Annotated in this window: 14 protein-coding genes; 8 read left to right on the forward strand and 6 right to left on the reverse strand. The window is 66.9% G+C overall.

All coding sequences use genetic code 11. From position 1 onward, the window contains the following. Positions 1-9 precede the first annotated feature (9 nt). The 6 genes from ACFWPH_RS30460 to ACFWPH_RS30485 all read right to left on the reverse strand — a co-directional run bounded on the left by ACFWPH_RS30460 (position 10) and on the right by ACFWPH_RS30485 (position 8,134). Complete coding sequence (locus tag ACFWPH_RS30460) at positions 10-645, reverse strand: type 1 glutamine amidotransferase family protein (protein WP_378755652.1); 636 nt, start codon at positions 643-645, stop codon at positions 10-12. Between the two features lie 40 nt (positions 646-685). Further along, on the reverse strand, positions 686-3,229 hold the full coding sequence (locus ACFWPH_RS30465) for a CoA transferase (RefSeq protein ID WP_378755653.1): 2,544 nt from the start codon (positions 3,227-3,229) through the stop codon (positions 686-688). 276 nt (positions 3,230-3,505) lie between these two features. Further along, positions 3,506-4,531, reverse strand: coding sequence for an enoyl-CoA hydratase/isomerase family protein (locus ACFWPH_RS30470; protein WP_378755654.1), 1,026 nt, complete (start codon positions 4,529-4,531; stop codon positions 3,506-3,508). Between the two features lie 53 nt (positions 4,532-4,584). After that, positions 4,585-5,709 carry a M24 family metallopeptidase gene (locus tag ACFWPH_RS30475; RefSeq protein WP_378755655.1) on the reverse strand — a complete coding sequence of 375 codons (1,125 nt, stop codon included), beginning with the start codon at positions 5,707-5,709 and terminating at the stop codon, positions 4,585-4,587. Continuing rightward, positions 5,699-6,934 (reverse strand): M24 family metallopeptidase, encoded by a 1,236-nt coding sequence (locus ACFWPH_RS30480; protein ID WP_378755656.1) that lies wholly within the window; start codon positions 6,932-6,934, stop codon positions 5,699-5,701. The genes ACFWPH_RS30475 and ACFWPH_RS30480 overlap by 11 nt, the downstream gene beginning before the upstream one ends. A gap of 30 nt (positions 6,935-6,964) precedes the next feature. Next, on the reverse strand, positions 6,965-8,134 hold the full coding sequence (locus ACFWPH_RS30485; RefSeq protein ID WP_378755657.1) for an amidohydrolase family protein: 1,170 nt from the start codon (positions 8,132-8,134) through the stop codon (positions 6,965-6,967). A 433-nt stretch (positions 8,135-8,567) separates the two neighbouring features. Between ACFWPH_RS30485 and ACFWPH_RS30490 the strand changes: the two genes are divergently transcribed. The 8 genes from ACFWPH_RS30490 (at position 8,568) to ACFWPH_RS30525 (ending at position 16,675) form a co-directional block, all read left to right on the forward strand. Beyond that, positions 8,568-9,170 carry a TetR/AcrR family transcriptional regulator gene (locus ACFWPH_RS30490; RefSeq protein WP_378755658.1) on the forward strand — a complete coding sequence of 201 codons (603 nt, stop codon included), beginning with the start codon at positions 8,568-8,570 and terminating at the stop codon, positions 9,168-9,170. Then, positions 9,170-9,676, forward strand: a complete 507-nt coding sequence (locus ACFWPH_RS30495; protein ID WP_280416252.1) for a hypothetical protein — start codon at positions 9,170-9,172, stop codon at positions 9,674-9,676. The genes ACFWPH_RS30490 and ACFWPH_RS30495 overlap by 1 nt, the downstream gene beginning before the upstream one ends. A gap of 760 nt (positions 9,677-10,436) precedes the next feature. Next, a complete protein-coding gene (locus tag ACFWPH_RS30500; protein ID WP_280416251.1) occupies positions 10,437-11,231 on the forward strand; it encodes an ABC transporter permease in 795 nt (264 codons plus the stop codon). 13 nt (positions 11,232-11,244) lie between these two features. Further along, entirely contained in the window at positions 11,245-12,102 is an 858-nt protein-coding gene (locus ACFWPH_RS30505; RefSeq protein ID WP_280463449.1) for an ABC transporter permease, read from the forward strand. Between the two features lie 11 nt (positions 12,103-12,113). After that, entirely contained in the window at positions 12,114-13,376 is a 1,263-nt protein-coding gene (locus ACFWPH_RS30510; RefSeq protein ID WP_378755659.1) for an MCE family protein, read from the forward strand. Next, on the forward strand, positions 13,373-14,389 hold the full coding sequence (locus ACFWPH_RS30515) for an MCE family protein (protein WP_378755660.1): 1,017 nt from the start codon (positions 13,373-13,375) through the stop codon (positions 14,387-14,389). The genes ACFWPH_RS30510 and ACFWPH_RS30515 overlap by 4 nt, the downstream gene beginning before the upstream one ends. A gap of 1 nt (position 14,390) precedes the next feature. Beyond that, positions 14,391-15,425, forward strand: coding sequence for an MCE family protein (locus ACFWPH_RS30520; RefSeq protein ID WP_378755661.1), 1,035 nt, complete (start codon positions 14,391-14,393; stop codon positions 15,423-15,425). After that, positions 15,422-16,675, forward strand: a complete 1,254-nt coding sequence (locus ACFWPH_RS30525) for an MCE family protein (protein WP_378755662.1) — start codon at positions 15,422-15,424, stop codon at positions 16,673-16,675. Before ACFWPH_RS30520 ends, ACFWPH_RS30525 begins: the two co-directional genes overlap by 4 nt. Position 16,676 lies beyond the last annotated feature (1 nt).

Consider the following 16,676-nt stretch of genomic DNA (forward strand, 5'->3'; position numbering starts at 1 on the left):
GCGCCGGGGTCAGACTGCGGCCTGCCGGGCTTCGTATTCCGCCAGGACCGCGTAACCGGCCGGGTCGCCTTCGCCGAACAGCCGGTACCAGCCGTCGAGTACGGCGGGTTCGTAGATATCCAGGGCGGCGAGTACTTCGCGGGCGAATTCGAACGGTGCGGTCGAGTTGGCGGTGATGACGCCGCGGTCGGTGACGGCCGGTTCATCGGTGTAATGGTTGCCGCCGGCGTAACCGCTGGCAGCCAGATATTCGGCGACGTTGCTGGTGTGTGCACGGTCGTCGAGCAACCCGGCCGCGGCGAGTCCGAATGTCGCGCCGCAGATCGCCGCGACCGGTACTCCGGCGGCGGTGAACTCGCGGGCTTTGTCCGCGAAGGCGCCCAGATCGCCGCTGTCCCAGCCGTCGGCGCCGGGCAGGATGAGCATGGCGCTGTCGGCGGGGGACAGATCGGCCAGGGCGAGGGCGGGCAGGATCCGCATTCCGCCCATCGTGGTGACCGGTTCGGTGCCGGCGCCGACCGTGCGGATGCGGTACCGGCCGGGTTCGCGGTGCCAGTTGCCGTTGTTGATGTGTGCGGTGGCCGCGCCCACTTCCCAGTCCGCGAGGGTGTCGTACACGGCCAGGTGGACGGTCTTCGGAGGCATGACAATATTCTGTCAAAATGACAGTATGTTGTCAACATGGTCAGAGGCCCGGGGCTCCGCCGATCACCTTGTCGTTTTCGAAGGCGGCGATCTCCTGCGCCGAATACCCGAGTTCGCGCAGCACCGCGTCGTTGTCCTGTCCCAGCAATGGAGCGTGCGCGCGGTGATAGCGCGCCGGACCGGCGGAGAAGCGGGCGGGGACCGTGCTGTGGCGTGCGGTGGGATTGATCGGATGAGGGACCGGTTCGAAGAAGTTCCGGTGGCCGAGCTGGGGGATCTCGGTCTGCCGGTGCGGTTGCCGGACCTCGGCGACCGGAACACCCGCCGCCCAGAGCACGTCGACGATCTCGCCGGCCGGGCGTCCGGCGCACCACGCGGACAGGTGCTTATCGATATCGTCGTGATGGGCGCGGCGGCCCGCGGCCGTACGAAACTCGGGTGCCGATGTCCAGCCGGGCTCACCCAATGCCGCGGTGAGTGCCGCCCACTGCTCGTCGGTCGCGACGGCCAGGGCGACCCAGTTGTCGGGCCGGCCGAATTCGTCGACCCCGGCCGCGCGGTACAGATTCTGCGGCGCCGCATGCGGCCCACGATTGCCGTCGCGTTCCAGCAGTGTGCCGTAGGCGGAGTATTCGATGACCTGTTCGGCGGTGATGTTCAGCGCCGCGTCCACCATGGCCGCTTCCACGAGAACGCCCGCGCCGGTGCACCTGCGGTGTTCCAGGGCGAGCAGCACACCGACCAGCGCGTGCACGCCGGCGTTCGGGTCGCCGAGGCTGTAGGGCTCGACGGGGTTCTGATCGGGATAACCGGTGCGCCAGGTCAGCCCGGAGGCATCCTCGATCACGTAGGCGAAGGCCGGATTGTCCCGCCACGGCCCGTCGAGCCCGAAACCCGGCATGCGGACCATGATCGCGTCGGGTCGCAGGGTGCGGACGGTGTCGTAGTCGAGGCCGATCTGTTCGATCACCCGCGGGGTGTAGTTCTCCACGAGCACATCGCAGGACGCGACGAGGCGGCGCAGGATTTCGCGGCCGGCGTCGGTGCGGAAATCGACGGTGATGCCGCGTTTATTCGTATTGAGGCCGGAGAAGATCCCGGATTTCTCCCACCACCGGTCCTCGTCGACCGGGACACCCGCGATGAGCCGGGTGCCGTCGGGGCGCTGGGCCGATTCCACATGGATCACTTCGGCGCCCTGCAGCGCCAGGTAGTGGGTGCACGACGGGCCCGCCCAGAAGGTGGTCATATCGAGTACGCGCAGACCCGCGAACGGAAGCGGCTGCGCGGCGCCGGTGGGTGACCGGCGGGCAGCGGAGTCGGCAGTATGCCTGCGGGCAGTATCTGCGATCTGTCGATAGTGGTCGGTGTGTTCGCCGAGAGCGGGCGCCGGTTCGGGGGAACGCAGCAGTGCGGGGGCGGTTCGGAACGGCGGGCCCGGTTGGACGAATCCGGCCCGGGGGTTCGCGGTGAAGAACTCCCGGGCCCGGTGCTGGTCGATCTCGGCGACATCGGCGCCGCTGACCACGGGACTGTTGGGAATCCGGAATGCCGTGGCCAGTTCCCGTATTTCGGCCACTGTATGCTCGGCGAACCAGGCGGCGATCTCGCCGGCCTTCTCGTTGGTGCGTTCGGTGATCGCGGGGGTGGGATCCTCGTCGATCCATTCCGGATGACCCACCATGACGCACAGATCGAACCACTGCTGCGCGGTACCGCAGCCCACCGCGATGAGTCCGTCGGCGGCGGTGGCGACGCCGGGCCGGCTCAGCCGGCGCTGAGTGCGGAAGGGCCGGTTCACGGTGTCGTAGAAGGAAACCGGATAGTACGACAGGCCCAGGATCTGGGTTTCCAGCATCGACAGATCGACGAGTTCACCGGTTCCGGTGCGCAGGGCGCGGTGCCGGGCGGTCAAGGTCGCGGCCGCCGCATGGGCACCGGCGAACCATTCGCCCACCTCGCCGCCGATATGAATCGGCGCACGCTCCGGTGCGCCGCGGCCCAGCCCGACGAGTCCCCCGGACCAGGCCTGCAGGGTGAATTCGGTGGCCGGCCGCCCGGCCCACGGGCCGTCGAGACCGAACGGGGTGATCGCGGTGACCACGAGGTGGGGGTGGCGCTCCCGCAGCTCCGCCGGTGCGAAACGCGGATCGTCGCCGGGATCACCGCCGGGCGACCAGACGACGGCGTCGGCGTCGGTGAGCAGCGCGTCGAGCAGTTCGCGGTCCTGCGCGCGAGACGGATCGACGACGACGCTGTGCCCGGCCCCGGCGAGAAACTGGAACAGCGCGCCGTCGACGCCCGGCGCCGGTGTCGCGTCCGAGGATGTCCGGCGGCGGAGGGTAACTCCCTGCGGCGGCTCCGCGAAGATGATTCGGGCACCGGCGTCGGCGAGCAGCTTCGTACAGTAGACGCCGGCGATACCACCGGCCAGTGTGACGACGGTGTACCCGGCGAGCACCCCGTTCCCGGCGCGACCGTCGCCGGGTGCCACGTCCTGCTTCGCTACGGTGTCACTTCTGCCGCGCCCGGTATGGGTGCGCGAGCCGCCCGCCGGCGGCTCGGCGGTGGGCTCCTGAGGCATGTGGGCTCGCTTCCCGCTGGGCGGTAGGGCGAACAGCCCTCCGCAGGATTTTCGATCACCCCGCCGGTCGGGGCGATATGGGTCCGGTGCTCGGGTACTCGATGGATGCGCACGGCAGCAGGGCCGATCACCGCCGGCGTGCCACCCGCTGACCCGGTGAGTGAGGTGCCGGGGCACGCGCGCTGCCGGTCCCGGCATGCCGGGACCGGCCTACCGGCGGTGGCGAAGCTCGCGCTCGCCCGATGATTTCCCGGGGAGATCGGATTCCGTCGCCCACTATTCGGCTTTCCGCCGGCCCGACCTGCTGAGCCGGAACTCCGGTGGGAAGCGGCTGTCGTTGTCCTTGACCGAGTTGTTCAGGCCGTCGTCGAAGGCGTTGTCCAGCATCAGATCGTTGTCGTCGGCGTGGATATGGCCGCCCATCGATTCGAAGAAACCGCTGAGCAGGCTGCCCATGTATTCGCCCTGCTGCTGTTTCATGATCTCGAAGAACACCTTCTGCATGAACACCGTGTCCGTGGGCCGGTTACGGGCACAGGCCAGGGCGTATTTCGCGGTTTCGGCCTCGAGTTCGGCGCGCGGGACCACGCTGTTGAGGAAGTTGCAGTCGGCCATTTCCGCCGCGGAAAACGGGCGGCCGGTGAACACCATCTCCTGGAATTTGCGCAGCCCCATGGTCTGCGCCCAGGTCCACATCCGCGGTCCCCACCCGTAGTACCGGAACGAGGGGTGACCGAACAAGGCGTCGTCGGCGGAGATCACCAGATCGGCGTCGGCTGCCTGGTAGAAATGCCAGCCGTAGCAGTAGCCCTTCACCTCGACGATGCTGATCTTCTTGAACTCCTGCAGGCTCCGGCAGCCGGCCTGCGCGTTGGCGTACCACTGGCTGATACTGGCGCCGTGCCGGAACGATTCCTTCGGCGGGTACCGCACCTCGTCGGGGCCGATCTTGTATTCGCTGAGCCGTGGGCCCTGGTCGGGGTCGTTCTGGACGGCCATGAATTCCCCGAGATCGGCGCCCGACCCGAAATCGTCGCCGGCGCCGCGGATCACCAGGACTTTGACCTCGTCGTCGATACTGGCCCGGTGGATGAGGTCGCCGTAGCGCAGCCGCGCGGCCATGGTGGGGGCGTTGAGTTGATCGGGACGGTCGAAGGTGATGGTTGCGATACGGGTCGCCGGATCCTTCGAATACCGGATGATCTCCTCGGCGCTGGGCGCGTCCGGGTTCTGCCCAGCTTCCGCCGCGCCTGAGTTCGGTGCCGTACCGGCGGCGTTGTTCCCGGCTCCGTCGTCGGGCATTTCCGCGGCTCCTTCGCTTCCGGCTCGCGCGCCCGCGGCCGGTTTCCGGGTGGTCACTGCTGCCCCCAGTGCGGACTCGACGTCAGCACCTGTGGTCCGTCGTCACCGATGAGTACGGCGTCGCGGCCGAATACCGCGCCGGCACCCTCGGCCCAGACATAACCGGTGACGGCCAGGACCATCCCGGGTTCGAGCTGCTCCGCGTCGGCGGTACCGCGCAGTGCCGGTGCCACGACCGGCGGGTCGAAGCCCATACCGAGCCCGCGGGCGACCGGCACGGCGGGCAGGGGTTCACCCGCGTCGAGGTAGGCATCCAGGAGCCCGGAGGCGGGAGCGCCGGGAAGGCAGGCCTGTAATAATCTCTCCCACAATCGGTTCCAGCGGCCATACAGTTTTTCGACCGCCGGGGTGACCGGTCCGACCGGCCAGGTCCGCCCGACCTCACCGATATATCCGTCGCCGAGCACGCCCGAGGAGAAGGCGACCAGATCGCCCTCCTGGACCCGCCGGTCCGCGCTCGCTCGCCGCCACGGATGGTCGCGGGCTGTCACCCACGCCGCATCCTGGGTGGCGGGTGTGCTCACTCCGCCGGCCGCGCAGGCCTCGAGCAGTACGCCCGCGAGCCCCTGTTCGGTGACTCCGGGCGCGAGCTGTGCCAGGGCCGCGGCCAGACCCTGTTCGGCGACCCGCAGCCCGGCGCGCATCGTCTCGATCTCGGCCGCGGTCTTGATCCGCCGCGCCGCCCGGAACGCGAGTTCGCCGTCGACGATCTCGGCATTCGGGAACGCCACGGGCAGCAGCTGGGCGAATGCCGGTGACAAGGCGTCGGTGCCGACCCGCCGTGCCGTGCTCGCGCCGTCGATATCGCGCAGAACCGCGATGAGATTGCGTGGATCCCACATGGTTTCGTACAGGTTCTCGTGCGGGATGTCCTCGGGAATCCCCTCGTCCCAGGTGCTGTGCAGGTGGACCGCACCGGTCTGCCGCATCAGCAGGGCTACCGGGCCGAACGGCCGGGTCCCGGCGACCCACAGCTGGGGTGCCCCGGACAGGTAGCGGGCATTGGCCTGCCGTCCGGCGATCAGCACATCGAGATCATGGGCGTGCATCTGTGCCAGCACACGCTCGCGGCGCCCAGCCCGCAGCGCGCGATCGTCCGGCAGGATTTCAGTCGCCATAGGGGGCATAGGTGTAGTCGGTGAGAGGCATCCAGCCTCCGTCGGTTACCACCACGATCTCCTCACTGCGATAGCCGCCGGTGCCGTCCTCCCACACCACGGGTTCCAGGACCAGCACCATGCCGGGTCGGAGCACGAAATTATCGTCGAATTCGGCGCCGAGATCGGTGCCGATCATCGGCATCTCGGCGGCGCTTACGCCGATTCCGTGCGAGATATAGAAATGCGGCAGCCAGGGGCGTTGCCCACCGGCCGCTTCGGTGGCCGCCCGGGCGAGCTGCCCGGCGGTGGCTCCGGGGCGGATCTGCGCGAGGACTGCTTCCAGGATGTGGCGCCACTGCCGGTACTGCGCCTGCTGGCGGGGTGTCGGGTCCTGTCCGACGATCCAGGTGCGCCCGAAATCCGAGCAGTAGCCGTTGTAGGTGATGCTGACATCGGTCCACAGCACATCGCCGGCCTTCAGCTCACGTTCGGTGGTGAGCAGGGGCAGCGCGAGATCCCCGTGGGTGGTCCACACCCCGTCGGCTTTGCTGTCCGGCATGACCTGCCAGATGGCGTCGAGCATGGTCGCGGTGGCACCGAGTTCGAACGCGCGGCGCACGAACCCCGCGGACAGATCGATCTGGCGGACGCCCGGCGCCAGCGACGCCTGGACGTCGACGACGGCTTCCTCGGTGATCCGGCAGGCTTTGCGGATACAGGACAGTTCGTCGGGTGTTTTGATCAGCTTGGCGGGTCCGATCACGGTGGCGGCGTCCACCGGCTCGGTACCGGGGAAGAGCCGGTCTCGCGCGCGCAGCATGGCGCCGGTGAATTCGTCCACCGCGACGGTGGCGCCCGGCCGCACCAGTTCGGTCAGTTTCCGGCCGAAATCCGCTACGCCCTCGTCGAATTCGAGGTACACCGGCGGATGCAGGTGATCTGCGGGCAGTTCGGATTCCGCCGCCGCGCCCGCCCGGAACGGCAGGAACAGATGCGGCCATTCGTCGTCGGCCGTCACCACCGCCACCGGCCGTTCGACATGGGCCAGGCCCGCATCGCCGAGCGGCCAATTGGCTCCGGTCGCGTAGACGACATTGTTGTTCAGCAGCAGGATCGCCGCGTCGATCCCGCGTTCGGCCATGGCCGAACGCAGGCGGGCCCCGGTCTCCCGGCGCATCCGCGCACGGTCCGGGAGATCCGGTATCTCGATCGCCGCGGTCGTCGCGGCGGGAAACGCACTCATCGAATAGGGTCCTTCTCGGCGTCGCGCGGGCTAGACGCCCAGGAATTCCTTGATATTTCCGCTCACGATGCGCGCGGCCGCCTCGGGACCGACGGCCTCGACGACCGAGGCCAGGGATTTCTCCGAGTAGCCGAAGGTGCTCTCGTTGTGCGGGTAGTCCGACGACCACATCACCCGGTCCACGCCGATCTGGTCGATGATGGCCAGGCCCAGCGGGTCGACCATGAACGAGGCCCGCATATGGTTGTCCCAGTAGTGGCGGACCTCGTGGTCCAGCGGCCGGTTGTACATATGCCGGTAGGAAGCGTGCATATGTTCGGCGTCCTGCAGGGCCGAGGCCACCCAGTTGATACCGCCCTCGAACCACCCGATCTGCAGACCGGGATGCCGGTCGATGATCCCACTGAAGATGTACTTGGAGAACAGTTCCCGGAACGGGGCGACATTGTGCATCATCCCGACCACCACGCTGTTCACCTCGCAGGGCGCGGACAGCGGAGATTCGCCGATATGGTGCGATACGGGTATCCCGGATTCCTCGATGGCGTCCCACACGCCGATCATCGAGGTGCTGCCGTAATCGATGACGGCGCCGTCGTCGTCCTTACCGGCCGACAGCGGCAGCAGGAAAGTTTTGAGCCCCAGCGCTTTCAGTTCGGTGAGGGTCCGGCGGGCGCCGTCGGCATCCCACCAATTGATCAAACCGACCCCGTACATAGCGCCGCCGGAGCGTTCCTGCACTTCGGCGATGTATTCGTTGTAGATGCGGAAACAGCGTTCGCGGACGGCTTTGTCCGGGTAGAACAGCAGCGCGAGCAGGGAATTGGGGAAGGCCAGCTCCTTGTCGATCCCGTCGGCGCGCAGATCCGCGCTCCGGGCCTCGAGGTTGGCGCTGCCGGAGCCGTCCAGGGGGTCGTACTGCATCAGGACCCGGCTGAAATCCCCGGGCAGGAACGATTTTCCCTTACGCCCGATCTGGTAGGCCCCCTCCTCGTACCACACCCGCGGCGCCTTGTCCCGCAGCTCCTCGGGAAAGCGTTCGTAGAAGATGTCGTCGGCGAGCGAGATGTGGTTGTCGGCGGAGAAGACCTCGGTGCCGGCAGGTAGTCCGAGGCTGCCCTCGGCCCGGCCCCGGCGGTCCTTGGGTGGGCCGAACCCCTGTGGGGGGTAGAGCGGGGCGCTGCTGGGCGAAGTCGGCATCGTGACCCTCCAATGGATCGTTTGATTCGCGAATTTGCCGTCGGCGGTCGTGCCCGGGGCCACCGACCGTCGACGCGGCGGTCATACCGGACCGCTATGTCGTCATGTCCGCCGCGCCGACGGAGCGGGCGACCGGAAGCCGGGTGGCTGACCCGCCAAGCTGAAAACGACATTATCACAATAGGAGAGTGGCGTTCTACGGCTTCGGGTCGATTGACTCATTACAGCCCGGTTGAACCAGGGAGAATGCTATTTTCATGAGGGGGTCCGAACGGACGTCGACGGGACCTTCGAGGGGTCGATTCGCGTATCGCGCCGACCTCGGGCCGCAGGTGAAACCCTGTTGCGGCAGCAACTTCTTTGTAACCCTTGTCACAGGCCGGAAACCAACCTACTGTGTGTTCACTAGGTTTGTCAGATCGGGGTTCGGACCATGACAGCTCCTCGTCCCTATGCCTCACTCCTTGCCAAGGGGGAGGACCGCAGGCAGCGAATACTCGCCGTAGCCCAGCGTCTCCTCACTCGCAACGGCTGGCGCAGCACGACGCTGGCGCAGATCGCCGGTGACGCCGGAGTGACCTCCGCGGGGCTACTGCATCACTTCTCCTCCAAAGAGCAGCTGCTGCACGCTGTCCTGGACGCCCGCGACGCCGAGGACCTGGAGGACGCCGATATCGCCGGTGATCTCATCGTGGAGATCCGCAAGGTCGTCACCAGGATGGAACGTTCTCCGGAGCTGGTCGGCACCTTCGTCGTCCTCCTCGTCGAGAACCTCACGCCCGAGGCGCCACTACACGATCGGATGCTCGATCGGTGGCGCACGGCCGTCGAACTCGTCACCCAGGCGATTCGGCGGGGCCAGGACAGCGGCCGGTACCGGCGCGATATCGATCCGCGGATGCGTGCGGTCGAGATCGTCGCCTTTCTGAACGGAATGGAGATCTCGTGGCTGCTCGATCGTTCGATCCCGCTGGCCGAAGTTTTCAACGGTTACACCGAGTCGCTGGCCCGCGACTTGGCGGCGAAGGAGATGTGATGAGGTACCGGCTCGATGTGGTGGCGGCAACCGTGGCCGATGCGGTCCAGTTCGCCGGCGGATGGTTGTTCGACCGTTCGGTGGCCGGGTGGGAGGTGACGGTCCTGCTCGCGCAGCCGTCCGATATCCGCCCGCTGAAAATCCTCGGCGCCGAGGTGCGCGAGCTCGACTCCGTGCTGGCGACCGAGGTGCCGGGGCGACTGCCGCAGGCGCTGGCGGTGAACGCCGATGTCTGCAGTAGAGACGGCCGGGCGCGTAAAGGTGTCTTGCGGGCGCTGGAGGATCGCGGGATCGAGGTCGTCGTCTGGGGTGACGGCTGGCCGGCCGGGCAGGATCACGGTGTCGACCCGGTACTGCACCGTCTGAGTTATGCGGCCCGCGCATTCAAGGCGCAGGCTCTGGTGGCGGCCGGACTCTCGGCTGCCGCGGTGACGCCCAGCGAGATATTCCGCAGTGGCGCCATGGAATACGCGCCGGTCTGCGCGGATCTCGTTCCGGCGGTCTGACGCGCAGGGGTGGTTAGGAACGGCGGGCGTGGGTCCGCCCCGATATCCATGAGATGAACGACGGCCGGCCGGCCGGGTCGGTAGGTGATGGGCTGACCCGGACAATGGTCACTGGGGATGCGGCCGAGGCGGGGTTCCGGGGGCCTTCGCCGGTGACGGCCAACGATTTTTACGGTGTTGCCGAGGGGTTTTCTGCGGATTTATCCGTTGTGTTCCGCCGGGGTCTGCACGCAATTGTGCGAATTCAACGGATCGGCGTGCTCCGGGTAAACGCGCCGGGCAAATTTTGAAACGTTGATCTTCACGATTCTCTGGGGTGTGCGAGGCGGGATTTCCCACCTCGGAGCCGGTTTCGTGGGGTTATCATGCCTGCTTGCAGGCTTTTCGGCCGATGGTCGCCGTAGGCGCGCCGAGCCTTGCTGGTGGTTTCCGGAAACTTGCCCGCAAGTATTGTGTTCTCGACTATCGGATGTCATCCTATTCGAAATTGAGAATGACATTTCCGCACCGAGAGATGTGACAGCAGCACCGACTGGGACGGCACAGCCATCGGACCGAAAACGCCGGCCGCAAGCCGCAATCGAACTCCGTAGCCGCAGACCGTGGGCTGCCCGTCATGCCGCGGTTCGTTCGCGAGCCGCCCCGACTCGGTGGAAACGCGCGCCGGCGTATTCCACCGAGCGTCGATCGTTCGACAGGAGTACTTCGATGACGAATTCCGCGGCATGTCGGCCACCGCATCCGATGTCGTGAGGCCGGTATGACCATCCGAACGCCCTACCTGGTCCGGCTGCGAGACCGTTTCGAGGGCCCACTGCAGACAGTGGGTGGCCTGTTCGCCATGACCGCCGACGCGGTGCGATTCGCCTTCCGCCGCCCGTTCCAGACCCGGGAATTCCTCGAACAGTCCTGGTTCATCGTGCGGGTCTCGCTGGTTCCCACTCTGCTGGTGGCGATTCCGTTCACCGTGCTGGTGAGTTTCACCCTGAACATCCTGCTGCGCGAACTCGGCGCCGCGGACCTCTCCGGCGCCGGCGCCGCCTTCGGCGCGGTGACCCAGGTCGGCCCGATGGTCACGGTGCTCATCGTGGCGGGGTCCGGCGCCACCGCCATGTGCGCCGATCTGGGATCGCGGACCATTCGCGAGGAGATCGCGGCCATGGAGGTCCTCGGGATCGACCCGGTGCAGCGGCTGGTCACGCCGCGCATGCTGGCCTCCGGCTTGGTGGCGCTGCTGTTGAACAATCTGGTCTGCATCATCGGGGTGCTCGGCGGCTATGTGTTCTCGGTGTATGTGCAGGATGTGAATCCGGGCGCGTTCGTCGCCGGGATCACCCTGCTCACCGGTATCAACGAGGTGGTCATCTCGTCGGTGAAAGCCCTGCTGTTCGGCCTGGTCGCCGGGATCGTCGCCTGCTATCGCGGACTGATCGTCACCGGTGGCGCGAAAGCGGTGGGTAACGCGGTCAACGAGACCGTGGTCTATGCGTTCATGTCGCTGTTCGTCATCAATGTGATGGTCACGGCGATCGGCATCCAGTTGACGACCGGATGAGGGGAGGGATTCGATGACAGCCTCCGAGGTGCTCACCACGCGGTACCCCGTACTGATCCGCCGGCTGCGTAAACCGGTGGACGTACTCGGCCGGGTCGGCGATCACGCGATCTTCTACGTGAAGGCGCTGGCGTTCGCGCCGATGGCGGCCTGGCGCTACAAACGCGAGACGGTCCGGCTGATCGCGGAGATCAGTATGGGAGCGGGCACGCTGGCGGCGTTCGGCGGCACGGTGGTGATCGTCAGCTTCCTGACCCTCGCCACCGGTGGCACCCTCGCTGTACAGGGGTACAGCTCGCTGGGCGATATCGGCATCGAGGCGCTCACCGGCTTCCTGTCCGCGTTCATCAATGTCCGGATCTCCGCGCCGGTGGTCGCGGGTATCGGTCTGGCGGCCACGTTCGGGGCCGGTGTCACCGCGCAACTGGGCGCCATGCGGATCAACGAGGAAATCGACGCGCTGGAATCCATTGCGATCGAGCCGATCGCGTATCTGGTCGGCACCCGCATCATGGCCGGGATGATCGCGATCACTCCGCTCTACGCCATCGCGGTGATCGCCTCGTTCCTGGCCAGCCGGTTCACCACGGTGGTGATCCTGGGCCAGTCCTCGGGACTCTACGACCACTACTTCGCGACCTTCCTCAACCCGATCGACCTGCTCTGGTCGTTCCTGCAGGCAATCCTCATGGCGATCACGATCCTGTTGATCCACACGTACTTCGGGTTCTTCGCCGCCGGCGGGCCGTCGGGTGTGGGCACCGCGGTGGGCAATGCCGTGCGGACCTCTCTGATCGCGGTCGTCTCGGTGACGCTGCTGGTCTCGCTGGCGGTGTACGGGTCCAACGGAAACTTCGAGCTGTCGGGGTAGGGATGGCGCTGGTGGGAAACGAAACACAACCGTGGGCGGCCGCGCCCCCGCCGCCGGACGCACCGCCGCCGCGGCGGCCCGCCGGACGGCGGCGCTGGGCCGGCCGGCTGAAACCGCTGGCCCGCCCGGTCGCCGGTCTCGTGGCGATCGCGGCGGGTATGGCGATCGTGGTACTCGCGGTGACCCTGTTCCGGGGTGGCTTCGCCGATACCGTCGCGGTAACCGTGCACGCGCCACGCGCCGGTCTGGTGATGTACCCCGACGCCGAGGTGAAACTGCGCGGAGTGACCGTCGGCGCCGTGGATTCCATCGTCGAACGGGCCGACGGCACCGCGGAGATCGAATTGGCCATCGACCGGGGCAATCTCACCCGGATACCCGGCGATGTGACCGTGGATATCGCCAGCACCACGGTATTCGGGGCCAAGTACATCCAGCTGGTCCCCCCCGAGCAGCCCGCTTCGGGGCACCTCGAGGCGGGGCAGGTGTTCGACGCCGAAAACGTGACGGTCGAGATCAACACGGTGTTCGAACAGCTCACCCGGGTACTGGGCGAGATCCAGCCGGAAAAGCTCAACGAAACCCTGGGCGCGCTGGCCACCGCGATGCGCGGCCGCGGTGACCGGGTGGGCCAGATGATGGTGGACCTGGAGGCGTTCCTGGCGAAACTGGAACCCGGGCTGCCCGCCCTGCGCGCGGATCTGGCGATGGCGCCCGAGGTCACCCGGACCTATGCGGACGCGGCGCCCGCGCTGCTGGAAACCGTCGGCAACGCGACACAGTTGAGCCGGACCGTGGTGGAAGAACAGCAGCAACTCGATGTGCTGTTGATGAGCCTGATCGGGCTGGCCGATACCGGCAACCGGGTGGTGGGAGAGAGCGGGCCCGGCCTGGTGAGTGCGATGGATGTCCTGGCACCGACCACCGAGTTGACCAACCGCTATCACCAGGCGCTGACATGCGCATTGGACGGACTGGGTTACCTCTCCTCGGTGACCCCGGTGCAGGTGCCGGGCATCGGATTGTCGGCGAACTTCCTCTGGGGTGTCGAACCGTACCGCTACCCGGAGCATCTGCCGAAGGTCGCGGCGTCAGGTGGTCCGCAGTGTTCGATGCTGCCCGTCGCCTACGAGGATTTCCCGCCGTTCGTGGTCACCGATGTCGGGGCCAACCCCCAGGCCGGGCCATTCCGGTCCGGGCTGACGCTGAACACGGCCTCGCTCGCCGAGGCACTGTTCGGACCCGCCGCCGCGGGGAAGGGGGCACCCCGATGAACAACCGCAATACGCCGCTGCTGAAATTCGGTGTCTTCGCCGCGATCATGGTGGTGCTCTCGGCCTGCCTGATCATCGTGTTCGGCGAATACCGCAGTGGCTCCACCACTGAATACTCGGCGGTTTTCGCGGATTCGTCCGGATTGAGCACCGGGGATACGGTGCGGGTCGCCGGGGTCGTGGTGGGGTCGGTGCGCGGGGTCTCGCTGCGTGACGATCACCGGGTGCGGGTGGAGTTCGATGCCGACCGCTCGCTGTCGCTCACCAGCGGCACCGAAATCGCGGTCCGGTATCTGAACCTGGTCGGCGACCGCTACCTGGAAATCACCGACCGTCCCGGGAACGAACTACCCGCCGGCGGTGAGCTACCGATCGAGAACACCACCAGTGCCCTCGATCTGGACCTGTTGCTCGGTGGCCTGAAACCGGTGATCCAGGGGCTCAACGCCCGTGATGTGAACGCCCTGACCTGGTCGTTACTGGAGATCGTGCAGGGCAAAGAGGGCACCGTGAACTCCATCCTCGGCCGCACCGCCTCCTTCTCCGCGGCCCTGGCCGACAACAACGAGATCGTCGAGCAGTTGATCGACAATCTGAACACCGTGATGACCACCCTCGCCGACGAAGGCGGGCAGTTCTCGGGATTGGTGGACCGGCTCGAACAACTCATCACTCAGCTCAGCAACGAACGCGACCCCATCGCCTCCGCCATCGATTCGCTGGAGGCCGGCACCGCCACCGTCGCCGATCTGCTGAACCAGGGCCGGGCCCCGCTGGCGGGCACGATCGACCAGGTCAACCAGCTCGCCGCGAATATCGACGGCGATAAGGAAACCCTCGATACCGCCCTGCAGAAAGCGCCGGAGAACTTCCGGAAACTGGTGCGCACCGGGGCCTACGGCAACTTCATCCAGTACTACCTGTGCGATTTGACGCTGCGGGTCAACGATCTGTCCGGGCAGGTCGTGGAGATACCGGCCGCCGTACAGACCGACGGAAGGTGCGCTCCCTGAGATGTTTCGATACCGCGGAAAACACCTACTGCGGCACGGCCTGGTCGGCATCGTGCTCATCGTCTGCATCATCTCGCTGGGCCTGCAATCGCAGCAGGTGATCGCCTGGGGGACAACGGTCCGCTACCAGGCGGTGTTCGAGGAAGCCGGCGGATTGGAGGCCGGCGACGAAGTGCACGTCTCGGGATTCAAGGTCGGCACCGTCACCGAGGTGGAGCTCGACCGTGGACAGGCGCGGGTGGTGTTCACCGCCGGCGATTCGGTCTCGCTCGGCGCGGACACGGCCGCGCAGATCAAAACGGGATCGTTGCTGGGCAAACGGATCATGACGCTGGTCTCGCACGGCGACGAACGGCTGCGCCCGCTGGACACCATCCCGGTCGAGCGCACCTCGTCGCCGTATTCGCTCACCGACGCACTCGGCGATCTGACCACCACCACCGCCGCCATGGACACCGATTCCCTGAACAGCTCACTGGATATGCTGTCCACCACGCTTGATTCGATCGCACCGCAGCTCGGCCCGGCCTTCGACGGCCTCTCGGAACTGTCGAAATCGATCAATAGCCGCAATACCGCGCTCGGTGATCTGCTCACCGCCTCGCAGGAGGTCACCGGGATCCTCGCCGATCGCAGCGAACAGTTGAACACCATGCTGCTCAATGCGAACAGCCTGGTCGGAATGCTCGACGAACGCCGCCAGGCGATCGCCACCCTGCTGGCCAATACGGCGGCCGTCGCCGATCAGCTCACCCAGCTGGTCGCCGACAACGAGGCCGAACTGGGGCCCGCCCTGGACCGGTTGAACTCGGTGGCCGAAGTGCTGCAACGTAACCGGGACAATATCGCCAAGGCCATTCCGGGCCTGGCGAAAACCTCGCTCACCCAGGGCGAGGCGGTCTCCGGCGGCCCGTTCTACAACGCCTACGTCGCCAACCTCATCCCGGCCCAATGGATCCGGCCGTTCGTCGACGCGGCGTTCGGCGGATCGGTCCCGCAACCACAACCCGCACCGCAACCGGGAGCGCCACGATGAAGCGGACACTGATCATCCGGCTGGCCGCGGGCGCCCTGGCGGTGGCGGTGCTGGCCGCCGCGTTCGTCGTGGTGAACCGCACGCTGTTCGCGCCGTCCACCGTGCGCGCCATCTTCACCACCGCCACCGCGATCTACCCCGGTGACGATGTCCGGGTTTCGGGGGTGAAGGTCGGCACGATCGCCGCCATCGAACCCCGCGGCGCCACCGTGGAAATGACGATGCATATCGACCGCGGCGTGGATATTCCGGCCGACGCCGGCGCGGTGATCGTCTCCCAGAGCCTGGTGGATTCCCGCTACGTCCAGCTCACCCCCGCCTACCGCGGCGACGGCCCGACCATGGCCGACGATACGGTGATTCCGCTGGAACGCACCGCGATCCCGGTCGAATGGGATCAGATCAAAACCCAGCTCACCCGGCTGGCCACCGAGCTCGGGCCCGACGGCGACCAGACCTCCGGGCCGGCCGGGCGGTTCATCGACAGCGCCGCCGACGCGCTCGCCGGAAACGGTGACAAACTGCGGCAGGTGCTGTCCCAGCTGTCGGGGGTCGGGCGCATTCTGGCCGACGGCAGCGGCGATATCGCCTCGACGATCGAGAACCTGCAGACCTTCGTCACCGCGCTACGCGACAGCAATGTGCAGATCGTGCAGTTCCAGAACCGGCTGGCGACCCTGACGAGCGTGCTGTCCGACAGCCGCTCCGACCTCGACGCCGCACTGTCCAACTTGTCCATCGCGGTGGGTGAGGTGCAGCGGTTCGTTTCGGAGAACCGGGACAAGGCCGCCGAACAGGTCGGGCGGTTGGCCGATGTCACCCAGAACCTGGTGAACAACCGCGGCGAACTCGAAGAACTACTGCATATCTTCCCCACCAGCCTGGCCAACTTCTACAATATCTACAACCCTGATACCGGCACCGAGGCAGGGGTTTTCGTGCTGAACAACTTCTCCAATCCGATCGAATTCGTCTGCGGCGGTATCGCCAGCGTGGAGAATATCGGCGCCGAGGAAGCGGCGCGTAAATGCCGCGACTACCTCGGGCCGGTCCTCGGACTGTTGAACTTCAACTATCTGCCGGTCCCGGTGAATCCCGCCCTCGGACCCTCGGCGGATCCGAAGAATGTCATCTACAGCGAACCGCATCTGGTGCCGCCGGCGCCCGCCGCCCCGGCCGCGCCGCCACCACCGCCGCCCGGACCGCCCGTGCCCTCGCTCGCCGACATCCTTTTCCCCGGCGGGCGGTGAT

Source organism: Nocardia sp. NPDC058499, from assembly GCF_042719915.1.
In the GTDB taxonomy this organism is placed as follows: domain Bacteria; phylum Actinomycetota; class Actinomycetes; order Mycobacteriales; family Mycobacteriaceae; genus Nocardia.

What these genes read in the sequence shown, in the direction of transcription:
- ACFWPH_RS30460 (WP_378755652.1), bottom strand. Translation starts at nt 645, where the DNA reads ATGCCTCCGAAGACCGTCCACCTGGCCGTGTACGACACCCTCGCGGAC.
- ACFWPH_RS30465 (WP_378755653.1), bottom strand. Translation starts at nt 3,229, where the DNA reads ATGCCTCAGGAGCCCACCGCCGAGCCGCCGGCGGGCGGCTCGCGCACC.
- ACFWPH_RS30470 (WP_378755654.1), bottom strand. Translation starts at nt 4,531, where the DNA reads ATGCCCGACGACGGAGCCGGGAACAACGCCGCCGGTACGGCACCGAAC.
- ACFWPH_RS30475 (WP_378755655.1), bottom strand. Translation starts at nt 5,709, where the DNA reads ATGGCGACTGAAATCCTGCCGGACGATCGCGCGCTGCGGGCTGGGCGC.
- ACFWPH_RS30480 (WP_378755656.1), bottom strand. Translation starts at nt 6,934, where the DNA reads ATGAGTGCGTTTCCCGCCGCGACGACCGCGGCGATCGAGATACCGGAT.
- ACFWPH_RS30485 (WP_378755657.1), bottom strand. Translation starts at nt 8,134, where the DNA reads ATGCCGACTTCGCCCAGCAGCGCCCCGCTCTACCCCCCACAGGGGTTC.
- ACFWPH_RS30490 (WP_378755658.1), top strand. Translation starts at nt 8,568, where the DNA reads ATGACAGCTCCTCGTCCCTATGCCTCACTCCTTGCCAAGGGGGAGGAC.
- ACFWPH_RS30495 (WP_280416252.1), top strand. Translation starts at nt 9,170, where the DNA reads ATGAGGTACCGGCTCGATGTGGTGGCGGCAACCGTGGCCGATGCGGTC.
- ACFWPH_RS30500 (WP_280416251.1), top strand. Translation starts at nt 10,437, where the DNA reads ATGACCATCCGAACGCCCTACCTGGTCCGGCTGCGAGACCGTTTCGAG.
- ACFWPH_RS30505 (WP_280463449.1), top strand. Translation starts at nt 11,245, where the DNA reads ATGACAGCCTCCGAGGTGCTCACCACGCGGTACCCCGTACTGATCCGC.
- ACFWPH_RS30515 (WP_378755660.1), top strand. Translation starts at nt 13,373, where the DNA reads ATGAACAACCGCAATACGCCGCTGCTGAAATTCGGTGTCTTCGCCGCG.
- ACFWPH_RS30520 (WP_378755661.1), top strand. Translation starts at nt 14,391, where the DNA reads ATGTTTCGATACCGCGGAAAACACCTACTGCGGCACGGCCTGGTCGGC.
- ACFWPH_RS30525 (WP_378755662.1), top strand. Translation starts at nt 15,422, where the DNA reads ATGAAGCGGACACTGATCATCCGGCTGGCCGCGGGCGCCCTGGCGGTG.